The following is a 25,950-nucleotide window of genomic DNA, read 5'->3' on the forward strand; positions in this document are numbered from 1 at the left end:
ACGATGAATTTTACAGGCGGTTTGAAGAGTCGCCTGCGGCGGAATGAGGAAAGGAGCGTGCTACCGTCTGGTCCGCATCGCAGGTGCCTTAGAACGGTCGGCATGATCGCACTTTTATGGAAGAACGCATGGATAAGGACGGCGTATGGGATTCGGCACGCGTGCGGAGACCGGCCGTCGTCGACCCGGGTCATGCATGATGAAAATGACGATGTGGGGCGAGGGCCTGTGCACCTTCATTTTGAGCGGATGACGGCGCGTGATTCCTGATTTTCGGTGTCCACGCTGATACGTTGGTAAACCGCCAGAGACAGGACGACGATCGTTGCTGTCACGAGAAGCCCGATGGGATAGAAAATCTGCTGGATATGTTCCCTGCTGACTTCGAAGACTGACACCAGACCCTCGATGAAAACGGCGATGATGATCGTTGTGATGAATTTTGTGAGGCTCAGGCGCGCTTCGAGAGGCGAGACCTTGACGCGGCTTTGAATGACTTCCTCTTCCATGAAATATTTTGCCACGTCGAATACGGCGATGGCGATAACGACATAGCTGATGGCAAGAAGAAGGGCGTCGCGTCCTTCGTGCCAGGAGGTCAGCAGCGTAAACAGCAGATTGAATACACCGTAGAAGATGAGTCCCAGGGACAGGATCATCAGCATGACACTTGCAGTACCGAAGGCGGCGCGGGAAACTTTCTTTAATGTGCCTTCGTAGGTGATCGACATTTCCTGACCCGACCTTGTTGGGATGATCTGCATCATCATGCTCAATGATGAATCGACGGCTGGATGTTAACCGGCTCTTCCTGGTCGTTTCCGCTGGCCTTCACATGTGGGAAGCGCCCCCTTGGCACGCGCCAGACTTCAACGCCGCATATGGCCGACAGTTCGACCTTGCATGCATCGGGGGCGTTGAGCGCCCGCTGGGCGGACGCGCGTGGCGGTCGGTATGACCGTCTGGCCGCGCCAGCTTCTCATGACGCTGGCGATGCGAACGATCATCCGCTGGATCGCAAGAGCGTTCATATCGTTATTCTGGCGGGCGCCGTGAACAGGTCTTCCGGCCCTTGATATCGGGGAGTTCCTATCATGTCCTGCATGCCTTTGCGCAATCGGGGGCGCCGCCGCTTTCTCGGCTTTGCGGCCCTTTCCACCGCTGCGTTCGATCTGGGTATGTTCGGTCGCCCTGCGCGTGCGGCGACGCGATCGGCCAGTCGGCCGGCGGCTATGTCTGCTCTACCGGCGCCTCGGCAGATCGATGCCGGCCCCTTGTCCGTCGGCTATGTCGAAATGGGGCCGGCGGATGGCCCCGTTGTCATGCTGCTGCACGGCTGGCCCTATGACATCCACAGTTTTGCGGAAGTCGCGCCCATGCTCGCCGCAGATGGTTATCGCGTGGTCGTCCCGTATTTGCGCGGATATGGTACGACTATATTCCGTTCGGCGGCCACGCCTCGGAACGCGCAGCAGGCAGCCCTTGCGACCGATGCCATTGCGCTGATGGATGCGCTGGCTATTCGCAGGGCGATCTTCGCCGGGTTCGACTGGGGAGCCAGGACAGCGGACTGTGTTGCCGCCCTGTGGCCGGAGCGGTGCATCGGACTGGTCTCGGTCAGCGGCTATCTGATCGGCAGCCAGAGGGCCAACGCAGTGCCGTTGGCGCCGAAGGCCGAACTATCCTGGTGGTATCAATTCTATTTCGCGACCGAGCGCGGGCGGCTGGGCTATGCCCGCAACACGAAGGACTTCAACCGGCTGATCTGGCAGCTTGCTTCCCCGAGATGGAATTTCGACGACGCGACCTACGATCGTTCGGCCCGTGCCTTCGAGAATCCAGACCATGTTGCCGTCGTGATTCATAATTATCGCTGGCGTCTCGGCCTTGCGGAAGGGGAGGCGCGCTATGATGCGATCGAGACCCGGCTTGCGGCCTTTCCGTCCATTACCGTGCCCGCCATCACGATGGAAGGGGATGCCAACGGCGCGCCGCACCCGGCGCCCGAGACCTATCGGGCGCGCTTCGCCGGGCGCTACGCACACCGCCTGATCTCGGGTGGGGTCGGCCATAATCTGCCGCAGGAGGCACCAGCTTCCTTCGCGGATGCCATTCGTGCGGTTGCAGCGTGACAATGCGCACGACATCCGAAAGGATCATGCGCCGACAGGCATGGTCTCCCGGGCCAGGGTGCGGCCAGAGCCTGGAGCCCGGAATCTTCCGCCATGCGAGAGGAAAGATTCTGGCGTTCCAGGGCCTGTTGTCACCGATGGTGCATCAGAAGTGTCGTTCGTAAACCTTGATGACATCATCAGGCTTTACGTAATCCTGCGGTTCGATGCGGCCGACCACCGCGCCGCCTGGCTCCTGACGGACGACATAGGCGTAGTCCTGGAACGCGCGGTAGGAGAACCCTCCGGCGGCCGCTACAGCCTTCAGCATGGTCATGCCAGGCTGATAGGCGAACTGTCCGCCATGTTCGACCTCGCCGATGACTGAAACCGGGCGGTATTCCACGACCTGCACGGTCACCTTCGCGTTGCTGAGAATATGCTGGTCCTTGAGTGTCGTGGCGACACTCTGGCCAAGCTCCCCGGCTGTCAGCCCCTCGGCCTTGACCATGCCGATCAGCGGAAAGGCGATGCTTCCGTCGACGGGCACGCGTGCATCGGTCTGGAACTGATTTTCACCGAACGTCGAGATATTGATCCGGTCGCCGACGCCGATCGTGTAGCTCGCCGGATCATACCGGGGGATTGGTGTCAGATCACTTCCAGGTGCGCACCCGGCGAGCCATGCCCCCGTGAGCATGAGCGGGAAGCCGAGTCTTGCGGTACGAACACCAAAAGTATGATGGAGCGGCGACATGTCGGAACTTCCCTGCTGAGGTTGGTTGGTAATGATCGTGTCAGGTCACAGATTCAGATCCACCCGTATCATGACGGTGTTGACGGTAAATTTTCCTGTCGTACCCAGGACGTTCTGATTGGAGATTGCGTAATCGAGGTTCAGGCTGAGGTGTCGGCTGACGAGCCATTGAGCCGAAAGCCCCCCACCGAAGATGGTCTGGCTACCGCCGGACTGGGTCAGGATGCTGCCGACAAGGTGTGTCGGCGTGTTTTGGTATTCTCCTTTCTGAAAAGTGAAATACCCGGACAGGAGGACGTCGCGCCGGTATTGGTGGGTGAGGCCGAGTTGCACGTTTGTGTAGGTGAAGCCGGCCACGTTTTCGAAGGCGCTGTCCTCGATCCCGTGCTGGACGTCCAACTGAAGGCGTGTCAGGCGGGTGGGTGCCCACCTGGCCTGGGCTTCCACGATCGGCGTGGCGTAATCGGGATAGGCGGCATTGCGGTAGAAACGGCGCTGATATCCGGCCATGACGCGCAGGTCGACCAGGTGGACGGCGTTGTAATCGATTCCTGCCAGGAGCGCCAACCCGTTGGAATCGCGGCCCGGATAGCCGGCGAGCCCATGCGTATAGCGGATTTCGGTTCCGCGCAGCATGACCAGCGCGCTGGCTGCTTCCGTCCAGCGGTAGCGGCCCGTGAGGCTTTCGACGATCACCGCCCGATTCCGATAGGTCTGGGGGACGGCAATGCCGATTGCCGAGGGGAGCCGGGCACTTTGATCGAACGCGAAATTCGTAATGTTCGCTTCCGGAATCAAGGAAAAGCGTCCATCGCGCGCCATCGTATAGCTCAGCGCCGCTCGGTCGACCTGGTATTTGACGGGTTGGATCGTCGCGAAGCTGCCGATCGTGTTGGGCACCTGGACCAGGCTGAGATGGGAATAGTCGAAGCCCAGCCTGTCATTGGCGATATCGTGGTATCCGCCGATCGCTGCCGTCCAGGTTGTCTGGTTCTGGGACCCCTGGCTGGGATAACGGAGGTCGGAGACCGAGGCGTTGGTATAGAGACGGTCCGCCGACCAGTCCGACGTCAGGCCGATCTGCGCCATGGTCGATATGATCGCGCTCTGCACGCCGCCCGGCAAACGATTGGCATTGTCGATATAGCCGACGCCCTCGTTCAGGTCCCCATTCAGCTTGAACCCGCCGAGATGCAGCCCCTGCGGCTGGAATTCCTTGCTGAGCCGGAGCTGTTCCTCATCGACCCAGATTTCGCCGACGCCCCGCCCGATCTCGGGAAAATACTGGCTCAGCACCTGTGCGGACGCATGAGCCGGAAAGAACGGCGCGGCGCAGGCGAAGGCGCCCACGAGACGGTACATGCCCGTTCTGCGCGCTGATCGGTCTGGCCCGTGCGTGACGGGAAATCGTATTGTCACTGTGTGATCACCCACGAGTGCTGGAGGGGGCGGTCCCGCATGTCCGTCCCGCCCTCGGGCTGACGTCGTGCGGTCGGAGGAAAAAGGCGGGCGGGTGCCTTGCTGGCCTGCGCGCGTTCCGCCCGGGCGATGCCGGAAATCAGCAGTGCAAGAAAGACGAAGAAAGTGGCGGAGGTGATCGTCGGGCCGGAAAGGCATGCGGAGACCAGGTAGCTCACGATGATCGCGCTGGCCCCGTTCACAAGCTGGATGTCCTGAAGTTTGCGGTCCATCTTTCCCAACGACCTGACGCGGGACACAAGGCGCCATCCAAACCATATGAGGCCAAGCATGCCAGGGACGCCGATAGCCGCCAGCAGGCCGGGAACAAGGCTGGACGAACGGTTGCTGCCCCAGCCGACGCCGAAGCCGAACGTGTCCAATGCCGCCTGCAGGCTGTCGAGATCGGTGGAGCTGCGCTCATTATAGGATTCGCTGCCCTGCTTGTTCGTCACGCTGTCGAAGATCGTGTTGAGACTGGTCAGGAGGTCGGGGACCATGACAGTCACAAGGACTGCCAGCAGGACACTGAGGAGCAGGAATTGGATGGCTCGCCGCCTGATGATGGGCAGGAACCGTTTCGCATGGATTGTGAGACCCATGATGACCACGATCAGAGCCCCGATTCCCACGGAGACAATCCCGGTCGCTGATGTGGAAAGCAGAACGCCGGCGATGGCGACGGCCAAAGTAATTCTGACCAGTGTGCCCGGAAAATCATTGAGGATCAGCCATCCTGAGCAGAAGGCGCCAGCCGCCATGTAGCTGCCAAACGCAGATGGTTCGGAGAAAGTTGCATTGATCCGTGGAAGAGAACCGATGGTTTGTTCCGTAAGGATCGACCATCCGGGGTTCGAATAGAGTATGTCGGAGGGAAAAGGAACATGCGCGACATGACTGGCGAACTGCCAGACGCCGAAACCGAAGGCGATCAGGATGCTCGCAAAATAGGTGCGCAGGATGCCGACAGGATGAAAGGGATGCCCCGCCGGCCCTTGCCGCGTTGCATATAGCGCGACCATTACGAAAAGAACGATGTTCAGAAGAAGGTAAAGATCCTGATTGAGGTTGGACAAAGTCGGAGCGAGGGGAGTGATGACGAAGGGAGGCGTGGATTTTTGCGGCCAGACATAGGCTCGCCCCTCAAAGAGCCGAGGGCTTAGCCAGGATGTCAGGATTGCCCACCCCGCGATGCCGATAAGGGGAGCGGCGAGCGGCCAGACCCGCGCGCGACCGGGATAGCGGGCACCGAGCAGGAATTGCGTGCTGATATAGGCAACCATTGTCATGGCCGGCAGTATGCTCGGGGCGATGCCGAAGCTGCCGATCGTGATCGCGGCGCTGGCCTCGAAGATCCCCGTGATGACCATGAGCTGGATAAGTCGCTCCGGACGGGTGGCCCATATAAGGCATAGAGGCGCCAGGACCAGGAAGAAAAACGTGATGCCCACGAGACTCCCCTCCCGCCGCTTTTATGCGGCGTTATGTGTTGGACGCCCGAGCGTACCGGGATCGAAAAGATGGACGGAATGCGTTGGATGTATTAATCATCATCTACGTCCGAACGCAGATCAAGTTTCTTTTTAGGCATGTATCTGCCTCCCGGAAGCGGGACGGGGGACAACCTCTGATCGGCGGCGACGTTGCCTCGCAAGGAACCGGCTTTGTCCAAGGAGGCACCATGACCAGGTCCATTTCAGCGATCGTCGAAAGACTGCGGCAGCGTATCGTCCCCGCCATGGCGGGCGGTTTTGTCATGTTGGGTATCGGCTGGGCTGGTCTCTGGGGGGCCTCGTTCGGGGCTTCTCCAGGTGATATGATCGACCTCAAGGGCCGCACTTTGATCTTTGACGAGGAATTTGACCGTCTCAGCGTCTCGCCGCACGGTCCCGACACGGTCTGGAGCGCGCATACGCCATGGGGGGGCGATTTCGGTGATGCCGGCTTCCGCGACAAGGAACCGGGTTTACCGTTCAGCGTTCGAGACGGAATCCTTCGGATCGAGATGCGGAAAGCGGCGGACGGCAAATGGCAGTCGGGTCTTCTGTCATCCTCGCCTGGTTACGGTCGCGGCTTTACCGCGCCTTATGGCTATTTCGAGATGCGGGCACGTCTGCCCGCCGGGGATGGGGTGTGGCCCGCCTTCTGGCTTGATGAGCTGACGCCGGCGGGGTCTGGAAAACATTCTCTGGAAGTCGATATCATCGAGCATTACGGTCGTTTTCCCGCGGCCTATAATACGACTGTCACGGAATGGAATCCGAAGAACAGCCATGAAAACCATTCGCAGATGCATATCCAGCCCGTGCCGAGTGGGAGCCTTTCGCAGGCATTCCACACTTACGGCGCGGAAGTGACGCCGCAATGGGTTATTTTTTATTTCGACCGTCGTGAGATCTGGCGTACGCCTGCGCCGTCGCGCCCGCTTGGGGGGCTCGATGTGCTCGTCGATCTGGGGCTGGGTGGCGGCTGGCCGATCGACAAGGCGCCTAGCCCGGCAATAATGGAAGTTGATTACATCCGCGTTTATCAGAGCAGGAAGGCACCATGACGTTACGGGAGGGAGAAGCGATGAAGATTGTCATCGGTATTGCCACGGCCGGCCGGGCATCCGTCCTTGCCGAAACCCTTCATGATCTCAAATACCAGACCCGCCAGCCCGATGAAGTGGTGGTCTGCGCGCCGTCGGAAGAGGATATTCTGGGTGCCGCGGAGGCGTTTCCCGGGGTGCGCCTGATGACCGGCCCGCGCGGACTGACGCGACAGCGCAATGCAATCATTGCCGCTGTTCCCGATGCTGAAATCGTGATGTTCTTCGATGACGATTTCCTTGCAGATGCGCATTATCTCGAGGCGGTCGAGACGCATATGGAAGCGAACGATCGTACGGTCGTCGTGACCGGGGCCGTTCTCGCCGATGGGATCAAGGGACCGGGCCTTGGTGTCGCCGAGGGCCGGGCCATTCTGGCGGCATGCGCGCAAAGGAACGGCCCGGGGGCGCCCGAGTCTGTCTTTACCGGATATGGCTGTAACATGGCGCTTCGTCTGGCGCCCATGCGGGCTTTCGGCCTTTCGTTCGACGAGCGTCTGCCGCTCTATGGATGGCAGGAAGATGTGGATCTGTCGCGTCGGCTTGCCGCCTACGGTGAGATATTGCTTCTGCCAGGCGCGCAAGGTGTTCATCTGGGCGTAAAGCGCGGTCGCAGTTCCGGGATTAAGCTGGGATATTCGCAGGTTGCCAATCCGCTTTATATCGCGGCTAAGGGGGAGGGGTATCCCCGCACCCGCGCCTGGGAGCATATTATCCGCAATCTGCTCTCGAACATCGCGAAGGCTCTGCGTCCCGAACCCTATATAGACAGACGTGGTCGCCTCGTGGGAAATATGCTTGCTTTCTTCGATCTCGTGCGCGGACGGATGACGCCGGAGCGGGCAGCAACCTTATGATATACGATTTTCTTTGACACGCTTATCTCCGGGATGGCCGCGCACAAGCATGATCCAGACAATTCTTGCCGCCATTGGCGCCTATATTGCGCTCAGTTTCCCGATCGCCCTGCTGATCGGCCGCTGGATCAGGATTTCACGGAGGAAATGACAGCGGATCGAAGATACCTCTTTTCAGGCCGCTGACGGAGCCTGGGCCGCCGACGATCGGGCGCGGATGTCCTGGGCTTTGTGGCGGCCGGCTCCCCGTCGTGCGACGTCTCGACAGGGAATACCATGCAGGACATGAAACTAGGCGAGCCGCTCGCCGGCAGGCCGGTCTTGCGAGCGGTCCCTTGTCATTCCGGAAGGCCTGTCAGGCGCAGCGCGGCTGCGAGTTTCGCGCGGGCTCCGGCGGGCAGGTAGGGATGGGCCGCCATGACACGCCGGATCGTGAGGGTGGGGTCGAGTGCGGAAAGCCGGGCCAGGATGTCGGCGCGTTCGGTGCTATTCTCCTCGGTGGTGAGTGCCACGAGATGATACACGAGGGCCGATGGAAGCTGTGGATAGAGGGCAGCGACCATCCGTCCGATCTTGCTGGCTTCCTTGGGCAGATCGACCAGAAACAGATAGAGCGCCGCGCAGGGGTCCATCGCCACGCTGAGCGGTTGGGCATTTCCTGATATGCGATAATGGCTCAGAAGCTCGCGGGCCGCTTCCTGCTGGCCGTTTACCAAGGCCAGCAGGGCCTGGAGTGTCCGGTATGGGGCGAACCAGGCCTGATCGGGGCCTTCGTTGGTGATCCTGAACGCGGATAGAAGCGCGTCGGCCGTATCCGCGTAGCCGGGAATATGACAATAGACGAAAGCGAGCAGGAAATTGCGGCTGATATTGTGCTGCGAAAGAGTGGCCGCATGCTGCGCGGCTGCCAGGGCACGCGCCACCCCCGCCGGGTAGTCGCCCTGGAGAAACGCGCCGGCGCGTGTCATCTCCATTACGGCGCGCGCAATAGCGACGAGCGGCAGGGTCGGACCCAGCCATTCCGCGAATTTGAGAAGGGTTTCAGCTTCGTGCAATGCGTGCTGGTTGGCTTGCAGCAGCGTGACCAGCGCCCGGGCTGCCAGTTGATCCGGGGCCAGGGTCTGAATACTGCGCTTGAGGAGGGTCCTGGCATGGCGGAGGATGATAGCCCATTGCGCCGACAATACCGCCCGGGCGAGCAGGGGCACGGCGAGGCCGGGATTCTGCCTGGCATCCGATGGCAAGGCGGCGCGCACTGTCCAGATCATCTCGCCGCCGTTCTGCACGTCGATCAGCCGCAGCAGCAGAACGGAATATTCCTGCGGGCCTTCGGCACCGGAATGCAGGATACCCGTGCACAGAAAATCAACGTTCTTGCTTCGAAGGTTCTCGATCCAGTCAGGCGCTGCATGCGTGCCCTCGGGAGAGGGGCCCGGGATAACAAGCGTAAAGGCATCGGACCCGACGAACAGCACGTTGAGCTGGCTCCCGAGTTCGTCCGCCAGCGCCGTCAAAGACGGCTCTTTCGTTTCAATCGGTATCAGGGCAAGGCTGAGGGAGCGTACTGTGGGCGACGGGACGGGGGGCGCAGGTTCGCCTTCCGCTTTCTGCGGGTGTGAGCCGCTCTCGGGTGGATCGGACAGGCGACGCAAGGTTTCGAGTGCCGGCGCCGCCTCCTTCCAGGGGAAATGGCTGGAAGGCAGCGGGGAATTTGGTGGGGGATGGAACTGGCCCGTCCGTGTGTTCGGGGGGGAGGTGTCGGGAGCGCTTTCGATGGGCGGGGGACCTTTCCAGCTGAATGATGATATGGGGGGGAGGCTGCTGCCTGGATCGTTCGGGGGCGCCTGTTCGGATTTCATGAGGCGCTGGACGTGACGAGAAAACCGTGCGCGCTGGGTCTGAAGCCAGAGGTCGAAGGCCGGGTCGATACCGTTCAGGTCCAGAAACAAAATTTCCTCCGGTTCGACTGTGTGGTCCAGCGCATCCAGGCAGCCGGCGTAGATTTCTTCGATATCCACCGATGTCAGGTCTGGCTTGAGCGTCAATGTATGGCGCCCGATGTCGATAATCTCGGTGCCGAAAGGCTGAAGCACGTCGAGCAGGCGATGGATCTCCTGCCGCAGGGAGGCACGTGCGAGATCGGTCGGACGTTTGCTCCACAGAAGTTCGGTCAGGCGTTGCCGCATGACGGGCTTGCGGTTGGACAGGGCGAGAATGGCCAGCAATCCGCGTGTTCTTCGGGCGCCCGCGGGAAGGACGTTCTTTCCCGTCGCGGTCGTGGCGACCATCTGCCCGATCAGTCGAATATTTAGGATGTTTGCCCCCGGCCCCGGCACGTCACGCTAACTCCCCGCTCGTGATGGGCAGCGTGTGTCGCCAACTCGTATCCCGATCGGATACGAAAAACGAACGGTCGTCGTTCCGGCTTCCTTCTTGTGCGCGAGGATCAGAATGAGGCTGTGCTCCGGAGTCAGGACAAACGCATACGTTCCGTGCTCCGGAGCGTCTCCGGATCGGTCGAGAGTGGCATTGAGATCGTGGAGAAGAGAACGACCTTCCAACTGTTCGATTGTCTGAATATATGCGCCGGTGCGTTCTGTCCCCGTCAAATAACAATGGCGTTAGAAGGACATCCGCCGGATCGGCCCGGCGCAGTCCCGGGGATGCCGACATCGACAGTCCGGCATGAACTTCCGCCGTCTTTTCAAGCTTGTCGCCCCGCATCGCTTTCTCCCCTGTTTTAGCGTTGTTCCTGCTTCGTGCGTCGTTTCACGATCAGTCCTGCGTGAGGCCACACTCCTTGACCGAGGAAAAGAATCACGACGCTTTATTGCTGTGCGCATCCGTTCGCTGCCCAGCACGAAGAACAACACCGGACGGGAGAGGAAGACACCGCAAGAAATAAACGCGCGGCAACATAAGAAGTACCAAGATCTATCGTTCCACGGAGTAACGAAATATTACGTTAAAAATGGCAAATTTATGCGTTAAATCGCTTTCTCCGCTTGACGACGATTCTTTGTGTCTAGAACGAAACGCTCGCAATTATGTGATCGGTAATTTATGCAACCTGAAAAGACGGCGAAGCTGATTTGACGAAGAAATATAAGAATTTCAATGGGGAATCCATATTTTCACATGTAAATAACGGTGGATCTGGATAATAATTACTTTCGTCAATGATTAAAAACACATTATGGGCTGCTTTTATTATTGCGCCGTGCTCGTCTGCACAGGCAACGTTCCGATCATATCAGGGAGGTAGCAATCTGATCGGGATCATGCCGGTTCAACTTGCCTGTCAGCTTCATTCTTCGCAGATGACGAGGTGCTAGTATGTCTGGTCTGCAACAAGAAAAATTCATGGGGACCGCCTTTGTCGCGGATGATGCGACGGTTGTTGTCCCCTATGTCGGGCTTATCGGCGGGCAAGTCGCCAGGCCCGAAAACGCCGCGCCGATCCGCGATCCGCGCAAACGCATGATGGATGTCGTGGTCGCGGGGACGATGCTGTTCTTCGCGTTGCCTGTCATGCTGGTGATCGCCGTGCTGGTTCGTCGTGACGGCGGAGCGGCCCTGTTCGGTCATAGCCGGATCGGGGAGAACGGGCGAAGCTTCCGCTGCCTCAAGTTCAGAAGCATGGTTTCCAACGCGGACCAGGTCCTGAAGGATCTTCTGGAGCGGGACGAGGCCGCACGCAGGGAGTGGGTAGAGACCCAGAAGCTGCGTCGTGATCCACGCATCACGCCCCTGGGCCGCTTTCTGCGCGCCACAAGTCTGGACGAGCTTCCGCAGTTGCTGAACATCCTGCGCGGTGACATGAGCCTGGTCGGGCCGCGCCCGATCATCCAGGCCGAGGTCGAGCGCTATGGCGACAATATCACCTATTATTATGCGACCCGACCGGGCCTGACGGGACTCTGGCAGGTCAGCGGGCGCAGCAATACCAGCTACGCACGGCGTGTGGCGCTGGATAGTGCCTATGTCCGCCACTGGACGTTCTGGAAGGACGTCGTGATTCTCCTGAAAACGATTCCCGCCGTGCTGCGGCACGACGGTGCGCAATAGGCCCCGCCATGACAATGCTGTCCGTCCGCGACGAATCATTCGTCGGTCCGCCGCCCGTGCCGCTTGCGGCAACGGCGGCGGAGCATGTGCCGCTGGGAAATGCGCTGGTCATCGTTCGGCGTCGGAAATGGACTGTCCTGCTGATTACAGCCGGGCTGTTCATTCCCATGGCGGGCGTGATCCTCTCCATCCCGCGCTATTACGAAACCCAGTCCTCGCTCCTTGTCGATACGGGAAAGACGGAGTTCACCGATCTTCAGGCTCATGGCGGCGCCGTCAGCGGCGACACGCTCATGATTCACACTCAGACCGACATTCTCCTGTCGAGGGACATGGCTGGAAAGGTGGTCGACCGTATCGATCTCGTCCATCGGCCTGAGCTTCAGAAGATCATCTATCCGTCTGCGCCGTCACCCGGGCCGTGGGGGGTGATGGATGTTGTCCGTCACCGGTTGGGCCTCGATCCCGCGCCCCCCAAGCCGCTCTCGCGCACCGAGCAGCGTCAGGTTGCGATTGACTGGCTGCTGCGGCATGTGACGGTCGGGAATGACGGCCGCTCGTACACGATCGCGGTCAGCGCCAAGACGAACGATGCGGCGTTGAGTGCGAGGATCGCGAATGCGTACGCCGCCACCTATCTGGACTTCATGCGTGATCTCAAGATCACGACTGTTGCCCATGCCCATGAGTGGCTGAACGAGCAGATCGGCGCGCTTCAGTCGCGTGTGGCCGAGGCGGAAGGGCGCGTCGAAGAGTTTCGCCGGGCGCATGGCCTGGTCCTGAGTCAGGAAGTTTCCCGCGATGGGGATCAGACGACGCTGACGGGACGCCGAATGAGCCGCGTCGACATCGCGCTGACGGAAGCTTCCAACAAGCTCGCCGAGCAGCAGAGCATCTATGACCAGGTGCAGGCAGCGCGGCGCGGCGGATCGCTGGGGGCGTTGCCCGCCGTGGTGGCGTCTCCGCTCGTCCAGCAGATTTCGGGCGAACTGGCGCAGCTGGAAAAGCAGCGGGCTGATCTGCAGACGACGGACATGTCGGAAAGCCCGCGTCTACGCCAGCTTAATTCTGCGATCGCGGGGCTTCGTGCCCAGCTTGGAGCGGAGGAGAGCCATATTGCCGGCAGCCTGCGCGCGCAGCTCGATGCGACACGCGCGGAGGTCGCGACGCTGGAGGCGCGGGTGCGTGATCTCAAGGGCGCTGTCGCGGGTGAGAACGTGGCCGAGGTGCAACTGCGTCAGCTCGTCAGTGAGGCGGAGGCGGCGCAGGCGGTCTATCGCGATTACCTGACCCGGTTTGAGCAGACATCCGCCCAGGCGGCGATGCAGGAGCCGGATGCCGTACTCATCTCGTACGCGCAGGCGCCTCTCGCGCCGTCGGGTCCGCATCGGGGACAATTGATTGGCGCGGCCGGCCTCCTTTCGCTCGCGGTGGGCTGCTTCGGTACAATCCTGCTCGAACGGCTGAGGCCCGGCGTGCGCACGCTGGAGCAGCTTGAACAGAGGACGACATTGTTTCCGCTCGGTGTTGTTCCCTTCGCGGGGCGTGAGCGCCGGCCTCTGCTGGAATACCGGACATCGTCCTATACGCTTTCGGTCGATCATATCTGCAACATGCTGCGTCATGGCGACGAGCGGTTTCGCGCGCAGGTCGTGCTGGTGACGTCCGCCCTGCCGGGAGAGGGCAAGACGTTCCTTTCCGTCGCCCTCGCCGCGAGCACGGCGCGCAGCCAGGCGCGGGCGCTTATCATTGATGCGGATATCCGCCGCAACCAGGTCGGCCTGTCGATCCGTCCCACCTTCCGCCCTCCCCAGGGTGAAGGCCCGGGTGCGTCCCGCCTGCCGGGGCTTACGCGGGACATCATGCAGAATGTCGACCTGATCACGCTGCGGGGCGCGCGCTCCAACGGGAGTGGGCGGTATCTGCTCGATCTGAAGCAGCTTGCGGCGATCATCGCGGAAGCGCGGACGCTCTACGATCTGATCCTGATCGATATGCCGCCCGCCCTGGTCATTCCGGATGCCGCATCTGCCGGACGATTGGTGGATGGCGCGGTCATCGCCGTGCGGTGGCAGCGGACCGAGATGGATGCCGTGCTGACGACCATGCGGCGGCTCCACGCGTGCGGCGTGCGCGTGCTGGGTGGGATTCTGACCCAGGCGGACATGAACGACCTCGGGCGGGACAGCGGCATGCATGCCTATCTGGCGCAGGATCTGCACGGCTATGACAATGCATGAGGCGCGGGAGTTCCCCGTTTATCTGAACGGCCGTTTCCTGAAGCAGACGCTGAGCGGCGTTCAGCGTTTCGCGACCGAAATTTCCGCCGGGCTTGTGCGGCAGGGGGTGATTTCGGAAATCGTCGTCCCGCCTGCCGGCAAGGAGGGAGGGGATCGGGGGGCGAGCCGTTTCGGGAATGTCCGGATCAGGAAATTCGGCGCCGGGGGAGGGCATCTGTGGGAGCAGGCCATGCTCCCGTGGGCGACGTCCGGCGGTCTTCTGGTCAATCTCGGCAATACCGCCCCGCTTCTGGCGCGCCGGCAGATCGTCGTGATCCATGATTGCGGCTGGGCAAGCGTGCCGGAGGCCTATTCCGCGCGTTTCCGGACAATTTACCGCGTGATGCAGGCCGGGCTGGTCGCGAGGGGGGTGAGGATCGTCACGGTGTCGGAATTCGCCCGGGGCGAGATCATGCACCATCTGGGTGCGCGGGCGGAGCAGATTTCCGTCATTCCGGAGGGCGGGGACCATGTCCGGGCCGTTCCGGCCGATGCCACGGTTCTGGCCGCGAATGATCTGTCGCCCGGGCGCTATGTGCTCGTGGTCGGCAATCTTGTTGCGCACAAGAATCTGCGTGTTCTCGCGAAGCTCGGCGAGGCGCTGGCGGCACGCGGCCTGGTGCTTGCCATTGTGGGGGCACGACGGGACGGGATCTTCCAGCAGCAGGGCGGTGAGGATATGCCACGGGTCGCCCGCTATCTGGGCCGGGTATCCGACGGCGCCCTGCGCGCGCTGTACGAGCATGCCGCCTGCTTTGTGTTTCCTTCGCGCTACGAGGGGTTCGGGTTGCCCGCGGTGGAGGCGATGGCCTGTGCCTGTCCGGTCGTCGCGAGCGATATTCCGGTCCTGCGGGAAGTCTGCGGCGAGGCTGCGCTGTTCGCAGATCCGTTCTCCCAGGATGCCTTCGTGCGTCAGGTCATGCGTGTCCTCGACGAGGATGGACTGGCCGGCCGGCTTCGCGAAGCCGGGGCGGTGCGTCTGCTGCGCTACAATTGGGCGCAGGCCAGTGCCGCGATGGCCGGCATTATCGCTGCCGCCCTGCACGCCGTTCCCACCCCTGTTCGCCGTCCCTCCAGCATGGAGCCGTCCAGATGATGCGCAATTCGCATGTCGTACCGGCGCAGGGAGGGAGCGGAGCGAAGGAGCAGCCCCCCAGGATTGCCGTCATCCATGAGTGGCTGGAGAAGTATGCCGGGTCGGAACGTGTTCTGGAGCAGGTCCTGCTCTGCTATCCTTCGGCGGATGTCTTCGTGGTCGCGGATTTTATGCCGGAGAAGCAGAGGGGTTTTCTGAAGGGGCATGTTGTCCGGACCTCCTTTATCCAGAAACTTCCTTTTGCAAAACGCCATTTCCGAAAGTTTCTCGGTCTGATGCCGCTGGCTGTCGAGCAATTCGACCTGACCGGCTACGACCTCGTGATTTCCAGCCATCATGCGGTTGCGAAAGGCATCATTACAGGGCCGGACCAGCTTCATATCAGCTATGTCCATAGTCCGATGCGCTATGCCTGGGACCTTCAGGCGCGCTATCTCGAGGAACGTGGGCTGCGGTGGGGTGCGATGGGTCTTTACACGCGGTGGCTTCTCCATCGGCTTCGGAACTGGGATGCGCGTTCGGCCTCCGGGGTGGATCTGTTTGTTGCCAATTCGCGCTATATCGCCCGGCGCGTGCAGAAGACCTGGCGCCGGGAGGCTCTGGTTCTCAATCCGCCTGTTGCCGTAGAGAAATTTCGTCTTTCGTCCGAAAGGCAGGATTTCTATCTCGTCGTCTCACGCTTCGTTCCTTACAAGCGGATCGACCTGATCGCCGAGGCGTTCAGCAGGATGCCCGACCGCAGGCTCGTCATCGTTGGGGAAGGTGAGGGCGATGCGGCGATCAGGGCTGCTGCCGCGGGTTGCGCGAATATCGAGATCCGCAAACCCGTGCGGATCGACGAGCTTATCGCGCTGATGGGACAGGCACGTGCTTTCGTCTTTGCCGCAGCCGAGGATTTCGGCATCGTTATGGCCGAGGCGCAGGCCTGTGGCACGCCAGTCATCGCCTACGGCGTGGGAGGAGCCTGCGATATCGTGATCGGTGCAGATGAAACTGATCCCACCGGTCTGCTGTTTCCCGAACAGACGGCGGAGGCGATTGTCGCGGCCGTGCGGACGTTCGAGGAGAATCGCCATCGTATCCATTCCGAAACGTGTCGCGCCAACGCCATGCGTTTTTCGGAGGAGGAATTCCGTCGACGTTTCATGGAAATCGTCGACGAAGCCATGGCTGCGCGCTCTTGTCAGCCGTCCGGCACGACGGACAGGGTCAGGATGGTGCGGGATGCGGGGAATATCATGGCGGATTGCTCGAGTGAGTCGCAGCGTCACGGTATGAAAGATGAAGTGTTATGAATGCTTTTTATGAATACCGTAAAACGATCATTCATCTGTCGAAGCATTGCGGCCGCGCCAATGGCAACGTGCATGTTGCCGTTGATCTGGCGTGCGAGCAGGCCCGAGCCGGGCATAGCGTCTATTTCTGCAGCGGGGGCGGCACATTTGTCGGGCTGCTGGAGCGCGAAGGCGTTCACCACGTGATGCTGCCGCAGGACCAGAAGAAGCCTCTCGCGATGTTGCGCAGTGCGGTGGCGTTGACGCGGCTGTGCCGCACCATTCGGGCGGACATCATCCATGCCCATATGATGGGTGGTGCCCTGATCGGCGCCATCGCGTCTCGTCTCGCTTCCGTTCCGTTGGTGACGACGGTTCACAATTCCTTCGACCGGCATTCGGTTCTGATGCGCATGGGGGGCAGAATTGTCGCCGTCAGCGAGGCCGAGCGGCAGGCGCTTGTCAAACGCGGGTTTCCGCCGGAGCGGACGCGCGTGGTGTGGAATGCGCCGGTCGGGTCCGCCAGGCATGATGCGGTATCCGTGGAAGGCGAAGCCGGGATCGTGCCGACATTGCGTCATCCCAACATCACGCTGATCTGCGGTCTTCATGCGCGCAAGGGGGTTGCCGACGTTATTGAAGCTGCGGCGCATCTTCTGCCGTCAATGCCCGAGTGGACCGTCTATATCGCCGGGGAAGGCCCCGATCGGGCGGACCTGGAAGCGCGGGTCGTGGCGTGCGGCCTGTCGGAACGGGTCATCTTCCTGGGTTATGTGGATACTCCCCAGCTGCTCTATAGTCAGGCCGATATTTTTGTCCTCGCGTCCTATGCTGATCCCGGTAGCCTGACGATTGGCGAGGCCCGTGCCGCCGGTTGCGCCATCGTTGCGACATCGGTCGGTGGAACGTCCGAGATGCTGGAGTTCGGAGCTGCTGGGCGCCTGGTTCCACCGGGGCAGCCTGGTATTCTCGCGCAGGCACTTGGCGAAATCATGCGCGATCCCGACCGGCGGGCGGCGATGAGACAAGCCGCGCGTCGGGGCGCCGAGATCTTCGATGTCAAGCGGTTGGTACCGGACTATATGAGTGTCTACGAAGAAATCATCGTCAGGCGTCGCGCAGGGCAGGGAGCGTCTCGTGGCGTCCTTGTTTCGGAACATGACGCAGCCGTCAGCCCCCGTTCTGCGAGCGGACAGCAGGGGGATGCATGTCTGAGATAGCGAAGCCGGCCAATATCGGTGCGCGCGCGGCGACCGGCGCGGCGCTGATGGTCGTCGCCCGATTGGTGACGCGGTTCATTGATCTCGCAAGCATGCTGGTTCTGACGCGCATCCTGCTGCCGGCCGATTTCGGGCTGGTGGCGATCGCCGCAAGCTTGTGCGCCTTGATGGAATCGGTTCTGGATCTGCCGATCAATCAGGCCTTGCTGCGTCTGCCGGTCATCGAGCGCGTGCATTACGATACGGCCTTTACGATCGGTCTGATCCGCGGTGCCGTCCTTATGGCCATCCTTATGGCCAGTGCGCTGCCTGCCGCGCATTTCTACAATGATGCACGCCTGCTCCCGCTTATATGCGTTCTTGGACTGAGTCCCTTCATGCGCGGCCTCGTGAGCCCACGCATGGCCGCGTTCCAGAAGCAGCTCAGTTTCTGGCGCGACTTTGCCATCGAGCTCTCCGGTAAAGGCATCAGCTTCGTCCTCGGGACGGTGATTGCGCTCCTTACGCACAGCTATTGGGCCATTGCGCTCAATACAGTGATGTATTCCGGCGCCATTATGATGCAGTCATACTGTTTTGCGCCATACCGCCCGCGGCTGAGCCTGCGCGAGAGGCATGTCTTTATAGACTTCGCCGGGTGGATGACGATGGCGCAGATCGTCAGCGCGCTCAACTGGCAGTTTGAACGCCTGCTGTTGGGCAAGGTGGTGAGCCGGACCTCTCTCGGCCTGTTCGCGACCGCAGGCGACATCACGAACATCCCCTTCTTCGCGCTGTTCGGTCCGATGGCGCGCCCCCTGTTGGCGGCGTTCTCTCATCTAGGGGATGATAAGGAGCGACTGGCGGCCAGCTACCAGAAGGCGTCGGCTGCCATGGCGACGATCGGGTTGCCGCTGCTGATTGGCGAGAGTCTGGTCGCGGACAGTACGGTCCGTGTCGTCGTTGGCCCGGCCTGGTCGGGGGCGGCTCCGATGGTCCGCTGGCTGGCCCTGAGCCTGACGCCCGCCGTGTTCACCCTCGCCACTCTGCCGCTGCTGATGGCGTTCGGTCGGACAAAGACCGTCCTGATGCGCAATCTTCTCGAATTCGGCGTCAAATTTCCTCTGGTAATCATCGGCGTCCTGTGGGCGGGGTTCTCGGGCGTTATCGCTGCGCGTTTCGTGTCGGAACTCGCCGCGGACATATTCGGTCTCTTCCTGGTGCGTGGCCTGATCGGCCTTGGCGTCTGGCGGCAGATTCTGGAGTGGAAATTCAGCGTCGGGGCGTCCCTGTTCATGGTGCTTGCGGTTGAAATGCTGAAATGGCTGCTGCCGCCTGTCGATACGTTTGAGCATGCCGCTGTTGACCTGACCGCCTGCGGCATCGGTGGTGCGGTTGCATACACAGGTTCCCTTTTCATGTTCTGGTCCATGTCTGGTCGGCCTGATGGTATCGAGCAACTGGTCTTCGATCGTGGCCATCGGGCCTTGTCCGCGATAAAAGGAAAGAGTGTCGGCATCTTTCGTAAGCCGGTGACGTTTCCTGTTAATCAGATCGTCGTCGAGTCCGTCTCGCAGGACTCCTTTCACTGAAGATTTATCGGAGCCCGGACAGAAATCGCGGTCATGGACGTCGAAGGAACGAGATCGCCCAGAAGTCGGGTTCGTTGAGCGGTTCTTGTTTTATCCTGAGTGTTGCCAAAGCGTATTGTCATTGGGTTGGCCGGCGTGGCGCGTGTCGTCATGTTATTGTTTCAGAAAATGCCTTCGGTGATCTCCTTCAGGAGTCAGAGCCCATGGGAACTGAAGAATCCATGCGAATCGAAAAGAAGGCCGAGCGTGTGGCGAAGAGCTGTGTCTGCTACACGACAGATATGTCCTATCTGTTCCCGAGTTTCGTCAGTGCGCTGCAGGCGCGCCGGTTCACGCGGCGTGATCTGGCGGATATTGTCATTGTCGCGTTTGGAATTGACTCTGTAGCCGAAGCAATATTCGCCGAGGCTTGCGCACGCGCCGATATCGTGTTCATGAGCCGAAGCGAGGCCGATATTCGGGGCGCCCCGGCCATGCTGGCGCGTCTGTTTCTGTCGGAGCTTCTTCCGCGACAATATGATTATTTTCTCTACGTGGATGGTGATACCCAGATCTGCGGTCCGCTGGATGATCTGTTGCTGAAGCCCGTTCCGTACGGAATGTTCTACGGCGCTCCCGATCCGATGACATTTGCGCGGGACGACACGGATCGGCAGAGCCGCACCATTGCGGCGCATCTTGCATCGCTCGGCCTGTCATCGGCCGATGCATGCCGGTATTTCAATTCCGGCGTGATCTATGCCGAGCGTTGGGGTTGGGCGCGCATCGGAGCGGAGGCATGGAGGATTTTTTCCAGCCAGCCGGCGGTGTCTCGTTTTCCCGACCAGGATGTTCTGAACCTCGTCGGCCTGCCGCATTGCCTTTCCATGTCGCTGTCGTGGAATTTTCCGGTCTTTATGAACAATATCCGTGTATCTTCCATGATCAGGCCGCGGATCGTTCATTACATGGCACGACCCAAGCCGTGGGAGGGCACGTTTCCGCCCTGGAATGCCGAAACCTCGGCGGTGTATGGCGAGGTCGCGCGGGCTTTCCCGAAAACGGCGCGATATTGGCGCAGGCTGAAACGTGCCACGTGGCTGCGCCATCACCTCCATCAGCGTTACAAGCGTGTGCATGCGCTGGTCACATGGGGATTCGGCGCGAAGAGGCGGCGTATCCTGGCTTATGAGTACGGCTTGAAGCGGGATGAGGCTATTCAGGGGCCGCCCGGTCGGGATGTGGGGGCGGTCCAGTCTGTCCTGAGGCCTTCCGTCGGGGCTTTTTTTGAGGCCAGTGAGGAGACCGTAGGATGATGGCGGAGGCAGGCTGCCATGCACGGGCGAGGCGTATGGTCGGATGAATCCGTAACGGCGAAGTTATTATAATAGAGACGAAACAAAGTTATTGAACGGTATGTCATTGTCTTTGGCTGACACTCGGCATGGCATGTGTTACCTGCTATTCATACGATTTCGTCGTGGTCTGTCCGGGCGGCATAGCCAGTTTGCCGGGAGGTGCTGCGGCGGCAGGAGCCGGAGCCATGCGGCGAGAGGGGCCGGGGGCGACATGATTTTGCAGGCAAGTAGAGCAGAAGGACCATGCCATGTCTGACACCACTCTTCCGATGATTGGCACCAAGGCTGCCAGCACGACCAGGATCGTGCCGGTCATTCTGTCCGGTGGAACAGGCAGCCGGTTGTGGCCGCTGTCGCGGGCCAGCTACCCGAAGCAGCTCTGGTCGCTGGTCGGATCCCGGACGATGCTGCAGGAAACGGCCCGACGCGGGATTGGCGCGATGTTCGACGCGCCGATCGTGATCTGCAACAACGACCATCGCTTCCTGATCGCCGAGCAACTGTGCGAGGCCGGGATCGAGAATGCGCGAATCGTGCTGGAGCCCGCAGGCCGCAACTCCGCGCCCGCCATCGCCGCGGCCGCCCTGCTGGCTGCCGAAAGCGACCCGGATGCCGTGCTATGGATCATGGCCGCCGACGCTGTCATCACCCGGCCGGAAACGCTTGAACAGCTTCTGCCCGCCGCCGCCGCCGCCGCGCAGCGCGGCCATATTGTTGTCTTTGGCATGCAGCCGACGCGGCCGGAAACCGGGTATGGCTATATCGAGGCCGGCAAGCCGCTGTCGCGACTGCCTGAGGCCAGCATGGTTGCCGGCTTCATCGAGAAACCGGATGCGGCAACCGCCGCCGAACTGGTGGCGTCGGGCAAATATATGTGGAATTCGGGCATGTTTGTCTTTACCGCCCGCACGCTGCTCAAGGAAATGGAAACCCATGCCCCGGTGGTGCTGGCGCCGGTCCGGCAGGCTGTGGAGCGCCGCACCAGTGATCTGATCTTCCAGCGTCTCGATCCTGCCTCTTTCCTTTCGACGCCGGATATATCCTTCGATTATGCCGTCATGGAGCATACCGACCAGGCCGCGGTCATTGCCGGCGATTTCGGGTGGACCGACATCGGCAGCTGGGACGCGCTGTGGGATATCGGTGAGAAAGATGCCGACGGCAATGTGACGCAGGGTCACGTCTGCCTGGAATCGGTCCATGGCAGCTATGTTCGTTCGGACGAGATCCTGACCGCCGTTGTGGGCGTGGACGACGTCGTCGTGGTCGCGACCCGGGATGCCGTTCTGGTCACGCAGCGGAGCCGGGCGCAGGATGTCAAGAAGATCGTCGCCCGCCTGCAGGCCCAGGGCCGGAAGGAAGCCGAAGCCCATAATCGCTGCTATCGCCCGTGGGGATTCTACGAGAGCCTGATCCAGGACACGCGCTTCCAGGTGAAGCGCATTGTCGTGATGCCCGGCGAGAAGCTGTCGCTGCAGAAGCATTACCATCGCGCCGAACATTGGGTCGTCGTCAGTGGTGTGGCATTGGTGACGCGCGATGCCGAGCAGATCACTGTCCATGAGAACGAGAGCATCTACCTGCCGCAGGAATGCACCCACCGGATGGAAAATCCGGGCAGGATTCCGCTGGTGCTGATCGAGATCCAGACCGGGTCCTATCTGGGCGAGGATGATATCGTCCGCTTCGAGGATACTTACAACCGGACTTGAGGATCATCAGGCGATTGTAAAGGGCTCATCGGGGGCCAGAATCACGCGCGGATTGCAGGCCGCGAGACAGTTCGAGGCTGGGACATGACAAATCGATCCCGTTTTCTGGTTACCGGTGGGGCGGGTTATGTGGGCAGCCATGTCGTCGCTGCCTTGCGGGACGCGGGGCATGATGTGCTGGTCTTCGACAATCTGCGTACCGGCCATCGGGAGTCGGTTCCCGATGACGTGACATTTGTCGAAGGGGACCTGGCGGACCGCGCCATGGTCGATACGATCCTGGCCAGCGGCCCGTGGGATGGGGTGTTGCATTTCGCGGCGCTGTCGCTGGTTGGCGAAAGCATGCAGCACCCTTTACGCTACATGGAAGCCAATGCGGGACTGGGCTTTACCTTGATCGACGCCTGTATCCGCCATGGCGTGAAACGCTTCGTTTTCTCCTCGACCGCCGCCCTGTTCGGCCAGACCGATGATGCGCTGATTACCGAGGAGACGCCGATCATTCCCGGCTCTCCCTACGGCGAAAGCAAGCACATGGTCGAGCGGGCGCTGCTCTGGGCCGACCGGATTCATGGATTGCGCAGTGCATGCCTGCGCTATTTCAATGCTGCGGGGGCTGATCCGGATGGGCGGATCGGTGAGGACCATCGCCCCGAAACACATCTGATCCCGCTGGTGATCGATGCGGCGCTGGGGCGCAGGGACGCGCTGCAGTTGTTCGGCGACGATTATCCGACGCCGGACGGAACCTGCATCCGCGACTATATCCATGTCACGGACCTGGCCCATGCCCATCTGGCGGCGCTGGACGCCATCCGGGATCGCAGTGTGGTCTATAATGTCGGCACCGGGTTCGGTCATTCGAACATGGAGGTGATCCGCAGCGTCGAGCGTGTGACCGGACGCGTGGTCCCCTGGCATCTGGCCCCCCGTCGCCCGGGGGACCCGGCCCGGCTGGTCGCCGGGGCCGAGCGACTGCGGCGGGAAACCGGCTGGACGCCGCGTTTCGTAACGCTCGACGAGATTGTCGAGACGGCCTATCGCTGGCGTCTGGCCCATCCCGATGGTTATGGTCCTGTTGGCGGCGTATAATCTGTGCGGCGCGGATGGGGGTGAAAGGGAGACGGCATGAAACTGAGCGCGCGCAACCAGATCAAGGGCACGGTCACGGCTGTGACCAAAGGCCAGACCACCGGGCATGTGACGATCGATATCGGCGCAGGTGTCGTGATCACCTCGGCCATCACCAACGAAGCGATCGACGATCTTGCCCTGGCCGTGGGCGACGAAGCCTATGCCGTCATCAAGGCATCGGACGTGATGGTGGGCAAATAGAGCGCGGCGCGTCTGCCGGCCTATCCCCACATGCCGCGCAGCCGCGCGGCCATGTCGATGCGGACATGTTTTGCGGCGTCCTGGCGCTTCTCGTCCTCCGGCGTGACGAGCGGCCATGCGCGCGTTTCGAAGAGCGGCAGCATCTCACGGTCGATGAAGCGGGTTCGCGCGGCATAGACATGGCGGTCGCCCATCCCGTGCTGCCCGCGAACATGGAAGCGCAGCGGCACGATCAGGTCGAGGGAATCCTTTGCCCGCGTCATGGCGACATAGAGCAGGCGGCGTTCCTCGTCGATTTCCTCGGTCTCGCCGGTGCCGAGATCGGAAGGGATGCAGCCATCGACGGTGTTGAGCACGAAGACGCTCTTCCATTCCTGCCCCTTGGCGGAATGGATGGTGGAGAGAATCAGGTAATCCTCATCGAGCAGCGGCACGCCGGCCTGATCTGAGGTTGCGTCCGGCGGGTCCAGCGTCAGGTCGGTCAGGAACCGCTCGCGGGAGGGGTAGCCGCCCGCGATCTGCTCCAATTGCAGCAGGTCGGCCAGGCGGGTGGTTGCGTCTTCGTGCAGCCGTTCGAGATGCGGCTCGTACCAATGGCGGATCAGGCCGATTTCGGACGGCCAGCCGACGGAGCGGTTGCTCAGGCCGTGCATCGTCTCCACAAAACCGGCCCAGCCTTCGCCCGCATGGGCCGGCGCCTTGGCCTGCATCAGGGCGGCGATTGGGTCTACTGCGTCCTGCATGGCGTCGAGCACCCGTCGGGCTGAAGTCGGGCCGACGGCCGGCAGCAATTGCATCACCCGGAATCCGGCCATCCGGTCGCGCGGATTTTCCGCGAAACGGAGCATGGCCAGCATGTCCTTGACATGCGCGCTGTCGAGGAATTTCAGGCCGCCGAACTTCACGAACGGGATGTTGCGCCGTGTCAGTTCGACTTCCAGCGACCCGCTATGGTGCGAGGTCCGGAACAGCACCGCCTGCTGCTTCAGCACCGTACCCTGTTCCCGGTCTTCCAGCACGCGTTCGACGATATAGCGGGCCTGGTCGGCATCGTCCTTCACGCAGACCAGGCGGGGCAGGGCGTCGGATTCCCGGTCGGTCCAGAGATTCTTGGCAAAACGTTCGGATGCCTGCCCGATCACCGCGTTGGCGGCGGCGAGGATCGGCTGGCTGGAGCGGTAGTTCCGGTCGAGCGTCAGGACGGTGGCCGGGGTGGGAAAAGCGGATGGGAAGTCGAGGATGTTGCGCACCGTCGCGGCCCGGAAGGCATAGATGCTCTGGGCATCATCACCGACGACGGTCATGCCTGTGCCATCGGGCTTCATGCCCAGCAGGATCGTGGCCTGCAAGCGGTTGGTATCCTGGTATTCGTCGACCAGCACATGGTCCCATGTGCCGCCGATTTCGGCCGCCAGCACCGGATCGCCCATCATCTGCGCCCAGACCAGCAGCAGATCGTCATAATCCAGCACGTTCTGGGCCTGCTTGGCCGCCACGTAGGCGCCGAACAGGGTTTTAAGCTGTTCCTGCCAGCTTGCGCACCATGGGTAATGTTTCAGCAGCACGTCGCCCAGCGGTTGCTCGGCGTTGACCACGCGGGAGTAGATCGCCAGGCAGGTATTCTTGGTCGGGAAGCGGCTTTCGGTCTTGGAAAAACCCAGTTCGTGCCGGACCAGGTTCATCAGGTCGGCGGAATCCTCGCGGTCATGGATCGAAAAGGCCGGGTCCATCCCGAGCTGTTCGGCATGGTTGCGGATGAGCCGCGCGCCGATGCCGTGGAACGTGCCGGTCCAGGTCAGGGCGTCGGCCATCGCGCCTGCCTTGTCGCCCAGCACCTGGGCGCAGATATGCTCCACCCGCCGCGCCATCTCGGCACTGGCCCGGCGCGAGAAGGTCATCAGCAGGATGCGGCGGGGATCGGCGCCGTTGACGATCAGATGCGCGACGCGGTGGGCCAGCGTGTTGGTCTTGCCCGAGCCGGCCCCGGCGATGACCAGCAGGGGGGCAGCGGGAGATGCCGCGCCATGCGCGACTCCGTGCGTTACGGCGGCCCGTTGCGCGTCATTCAGCCTGTCGAGATATCCGTCGCCCACGATTGCTCCCGTAACCCACTGGAAATGAGGGTGTTCCCTGATGAATGTCTACAGTTTCCGCCATGGCGCGGCGCGGATCAAATGCGGATCAAATGTCGTGGGCCGTTTCGAAAATCGTTGACGCCTGTCCCGGATATGGAACAAATAGAGAACATAATTGCCTGCCCGCCGGTTGGGAAGCCCCGGTCGGGA

General features: G+C 61.4%; 19 protein-coding genes. 13 read left to right on the top strand and 6 right to left on the bottom strand.

Going from position 1 to position 25,950, the window contains the following annotated elements:
- Positions 1-236 precede the first annotated feature (236 nt).
- Positions 237-767: a hypothetical protein gene (locus HLH35_RS09980; protein ID WP_246385009.1), complete on the bottom strand. Its 531-nt coding sequence runs from the start codon at positions 765-767 to the stop codon at positions 237-239.
- A 327-nt stretch (positions 768-1,094) separates the two neighbouring features.
- On the opposite strand from HLH35_RS09980, the gene HLH35_RS09985 reads away from it, so the two are divergent.
- A complete protein-coding gene (locus HLH35_RS09985; protein WP_182978991.1) occupies positions 1,095-2,132 on the top strand; it encodes an alpha/beta hydrolase in 1,038 nt (345 codons plus the stop codon).
- 145 nt (positions 2,133-2,277) lie between these two features.
- On the opposite strand, the gene HLH35_RS09990 is transcribed toward HLH35_RS09985, so the two are convergent.
- From HLH35_RS09990 to HLH35_RS20310, 3 genes are read right to left on the bottom strand one after another with little or no spacing between them, the layout of a single operon-like run.
- Positions 2,278-2,868 (bottom strand): polysaccharide biosynthesis/export family protein, encoded by a 591-nt coding sequence (locus tag HLH35_RS09990; protein ID WP_246385000.1) that lies wholly within the window; start codon positions 2,866-2,868, stop codon positions 2,278-2,280.
- Between the two features lie 45 nt (positions 2,869-2,913).
- Positions 2,914-4,230 (bottom strand): outer membrane beta-barrel protein, encoded by a 1,317-nt coding sequence (locus tag HLH35_RS09995; protein WP_182978992.1) that lies wholly within the window; start codon positions 4,228-4,230, stop codon positions 2,914-2,916.
- A gap of 53 nt (positions 4,231-4,283) precedes the next feature.
- Entirely contained in the window at positions 4,284-5,777 is a 1,494-nt protein-coding gene (locus HLH35_RS20310; protein WP_182978993.1) for an O-antigen ligase family protein, read from the bottom strand.
- 230 nt (positions 5,778-6,007) lie between these two features.
- Between HLH35_RS20310 and HLH35_RS10005 the strand changes: the two genes are divergently transcribed.
- Together HLH35_RS10005 and HLH35_RS10010 are read left to right on the top strand one after the other, a co-directional pair.
- Positions 6,008-6,877 carry a glycoside hydrolase family 16 protein gene (locus HLH35_RS10005; protein WP_182978994.1) on the top strand — a complete coding sequence of 290 codons (870 nt, stop codon included), beginning with the start codon at positions 6,008-6,010 and terminating at the stop codon, positions 6,875-6,877.
- The gene (locus HLH35_RS10010) at positions 6,874-7,773 is read left to right on the top strand and encodes a glycosyltransferase family 2 protein (RefSeq protein WP_182978995.1); all 900 of its coding nucleotides are present in this window, start codon (positions 6,874-6,876) and stop codon (positions 7,771-7,773) included. Before HLH35_RS10005 ends, HLH35_RS10010 begins: the two co-directional genes overlap by 4 nt.
- 338 nt (positions 7,774-8,111) lie before the next feature.
- Here HLH35_RS10010 and HLH35_RS10015 read toward each other — a convergent pair whose 3' ends face one another.
- Complete coding sequence (locus HLH35_RS10015) at positions 8,112-10,109, bottom strand: hypothetical protein (protein ID WP_182978996.1); 1,998 nt, start codon at positions 10,107-10,109, stop codon at positions 8,112-8,114.
- Positions 10,110-11,136: 1,027 nt separating this feature from the next.
- On the opposite strand from HLH35_RS10015, the gene HLH35_RS10020 reads away from it, so the two are divergent.
- From HLH35_RS10020 to HLH35_RS10065, 10 genes are all read left to right on the top strand, one after another.
- Positions 11,137-11,841 (top strand): sugar transferase, encoded by a 705-nt coding sequence (locus HLH35_RS10020; protein WP_246385001.1) that lies wholly within the window; start codon positions 11,137-11,139, stop codon positions 11,839-11,841.
- 8 nt (positions 11,842-11,849) lie between these two features.
- The gene (locus HLH35_RS10025) at positions 11,850-14,081 is read left to right on the top strand and encodes a GumC family protein (protein WP_182978997.1); all 2,232 of its coding nucleotides are present in this window, start codon (positions 11,850-11,852) and stop codon (positions 14,079-14,081) included.
- Positions 14,068-15,216: a glycosyltransferase family 4 protein gene (locus HLH35_RS10030; protein WP_182978998.1), complete on the top strand. Its 1,149-nt coding sequence runs from the start codon at positions 14,068-14,070 to the stop codon at positions 15,214-15,216. Before HLH35_RS10025 ends, HLH35_RS10030 begins: the two co-directional genes overlap by 14 nt.
- Positions 15,213-16,511 carry a glycosyltransferase gene (locus tag HLH35_RS10035; RefSeq protein WP_338029329.1) on the top strand — a complete coding sequence of 433 codons (1,299 nt, stop codon included), beginning with the start codon at positions 15,213-15,215 and terminating at the stop codon, positions 16,509-16,511. Before HLH35_RS10030 ends, HLH35_RS10035 begins: the two co-directional genes overlap by 4 nt.
- Positions 16,508-17,710 (top strand): glycosyltransferase, encoded by a 1,203-nt coding sequence (locus HLH35_RS10040; RefSeq protein WP_182978999.1) that lies wholly within the window; start codon positions 16,508-16,510, stop codon positions 17,708-17,710. Before HLH35_RS10035 ends, HLH35_RS10040 begins: the two co-directional genes overlap by 4 nt.
- Positions 17,698-19,281, top strand: coding sequence for a lipopolysaccharide biosynthesis protein (locus HLH35_RS10045; protein WP_182979000.1), 1,584 nt, complete (start codon positions 17,698-17,700; stop codon positions 19,279-19,281). Before HLH35_RS10040 ends, HLH35_RS10045 begins: the two co-directional genes overlap by 13 nt.
- A 203-nt stretch (positions 19,282-19,484) precedes the next feature.
- Positions 19,485-20,576: a glycosyltransferase family 8 protein gene (locus HLH35_RS10050; protein ID WP_246385002.1), complete on the top strand. Its 1,092-nt coding sequence runs from the start codon at positions 19,485-19,487 to the stop codon at positions 20,574-20,576.
- Positions 20,577-20,866: 290 nt separating this feature from the next.
- Positions 20,867-22,330, top strand: coding sequence for a mannose-1-phosphate guanylyltransferase/mannose-6-phosphate isomerase (locus HLH35_RS10055; RefSeq protein WP_182979001.1), 1,464 nt, complete (start codon positions 20,867-20,869; stop codon positions 22,328-22,330).
- A gap of 84 nt (positions 22,331-22,414) precedes the next feature.
- Complete coding sequence (gene galE, locus HLH35_RS10060; RefSeq protein WP_182979002.1) at positions 22,415-23,422, top strand: UDP-glucose 4-epimerase GalE; 1,008 nt, start codon at positions 22,415-22,417, stop codon at positions 23,420-23,422.
- 36 nt (positions 23,423-23,458) lie between these two features.
- A complete protein-coding gene (locus HLH35_RS10065) occupies positions 23,459-23,665 on the top strand; it encodes a TOBE domain-containing protein (protein WP_182979003.1) in 207 nt (68 codons plus the stop codon).
- Between the two features lie 20 nt (positions 23,666-23,685).
- Here the strand turns inward: HLH35_RS10065 and HLH35_RS10070 are convergent, their stop codons facing one another.
- The gene (locus HLH35_RS10070) at positions 23,686-25,758 is read right to left on the bottom strand and encodes a UvrD-helicase domain-containing protein (protein ID WP_182979004.1); all 2,073 of its coding nucleotides are present in this window, start codon (positions 25,756-25,758) and stop codon (positions 23,686-23,688) included.
- Positions 25,759-25,950: the final 192 nt, after the last annotated feature.

Origin of the sequence: Gluconacetobacter asukensis (genome assembly GCF_014174375.1) — a bacterium.
In the GTDB taxonomy this organism is placed as follows: domain Bacteria; phylum Pseudomonadota; class Alphaproteobacteria; order Acetobacterales; family Acetobacteraceae; genus Gluconacetobacter; species Gluconacetobacter asukensis.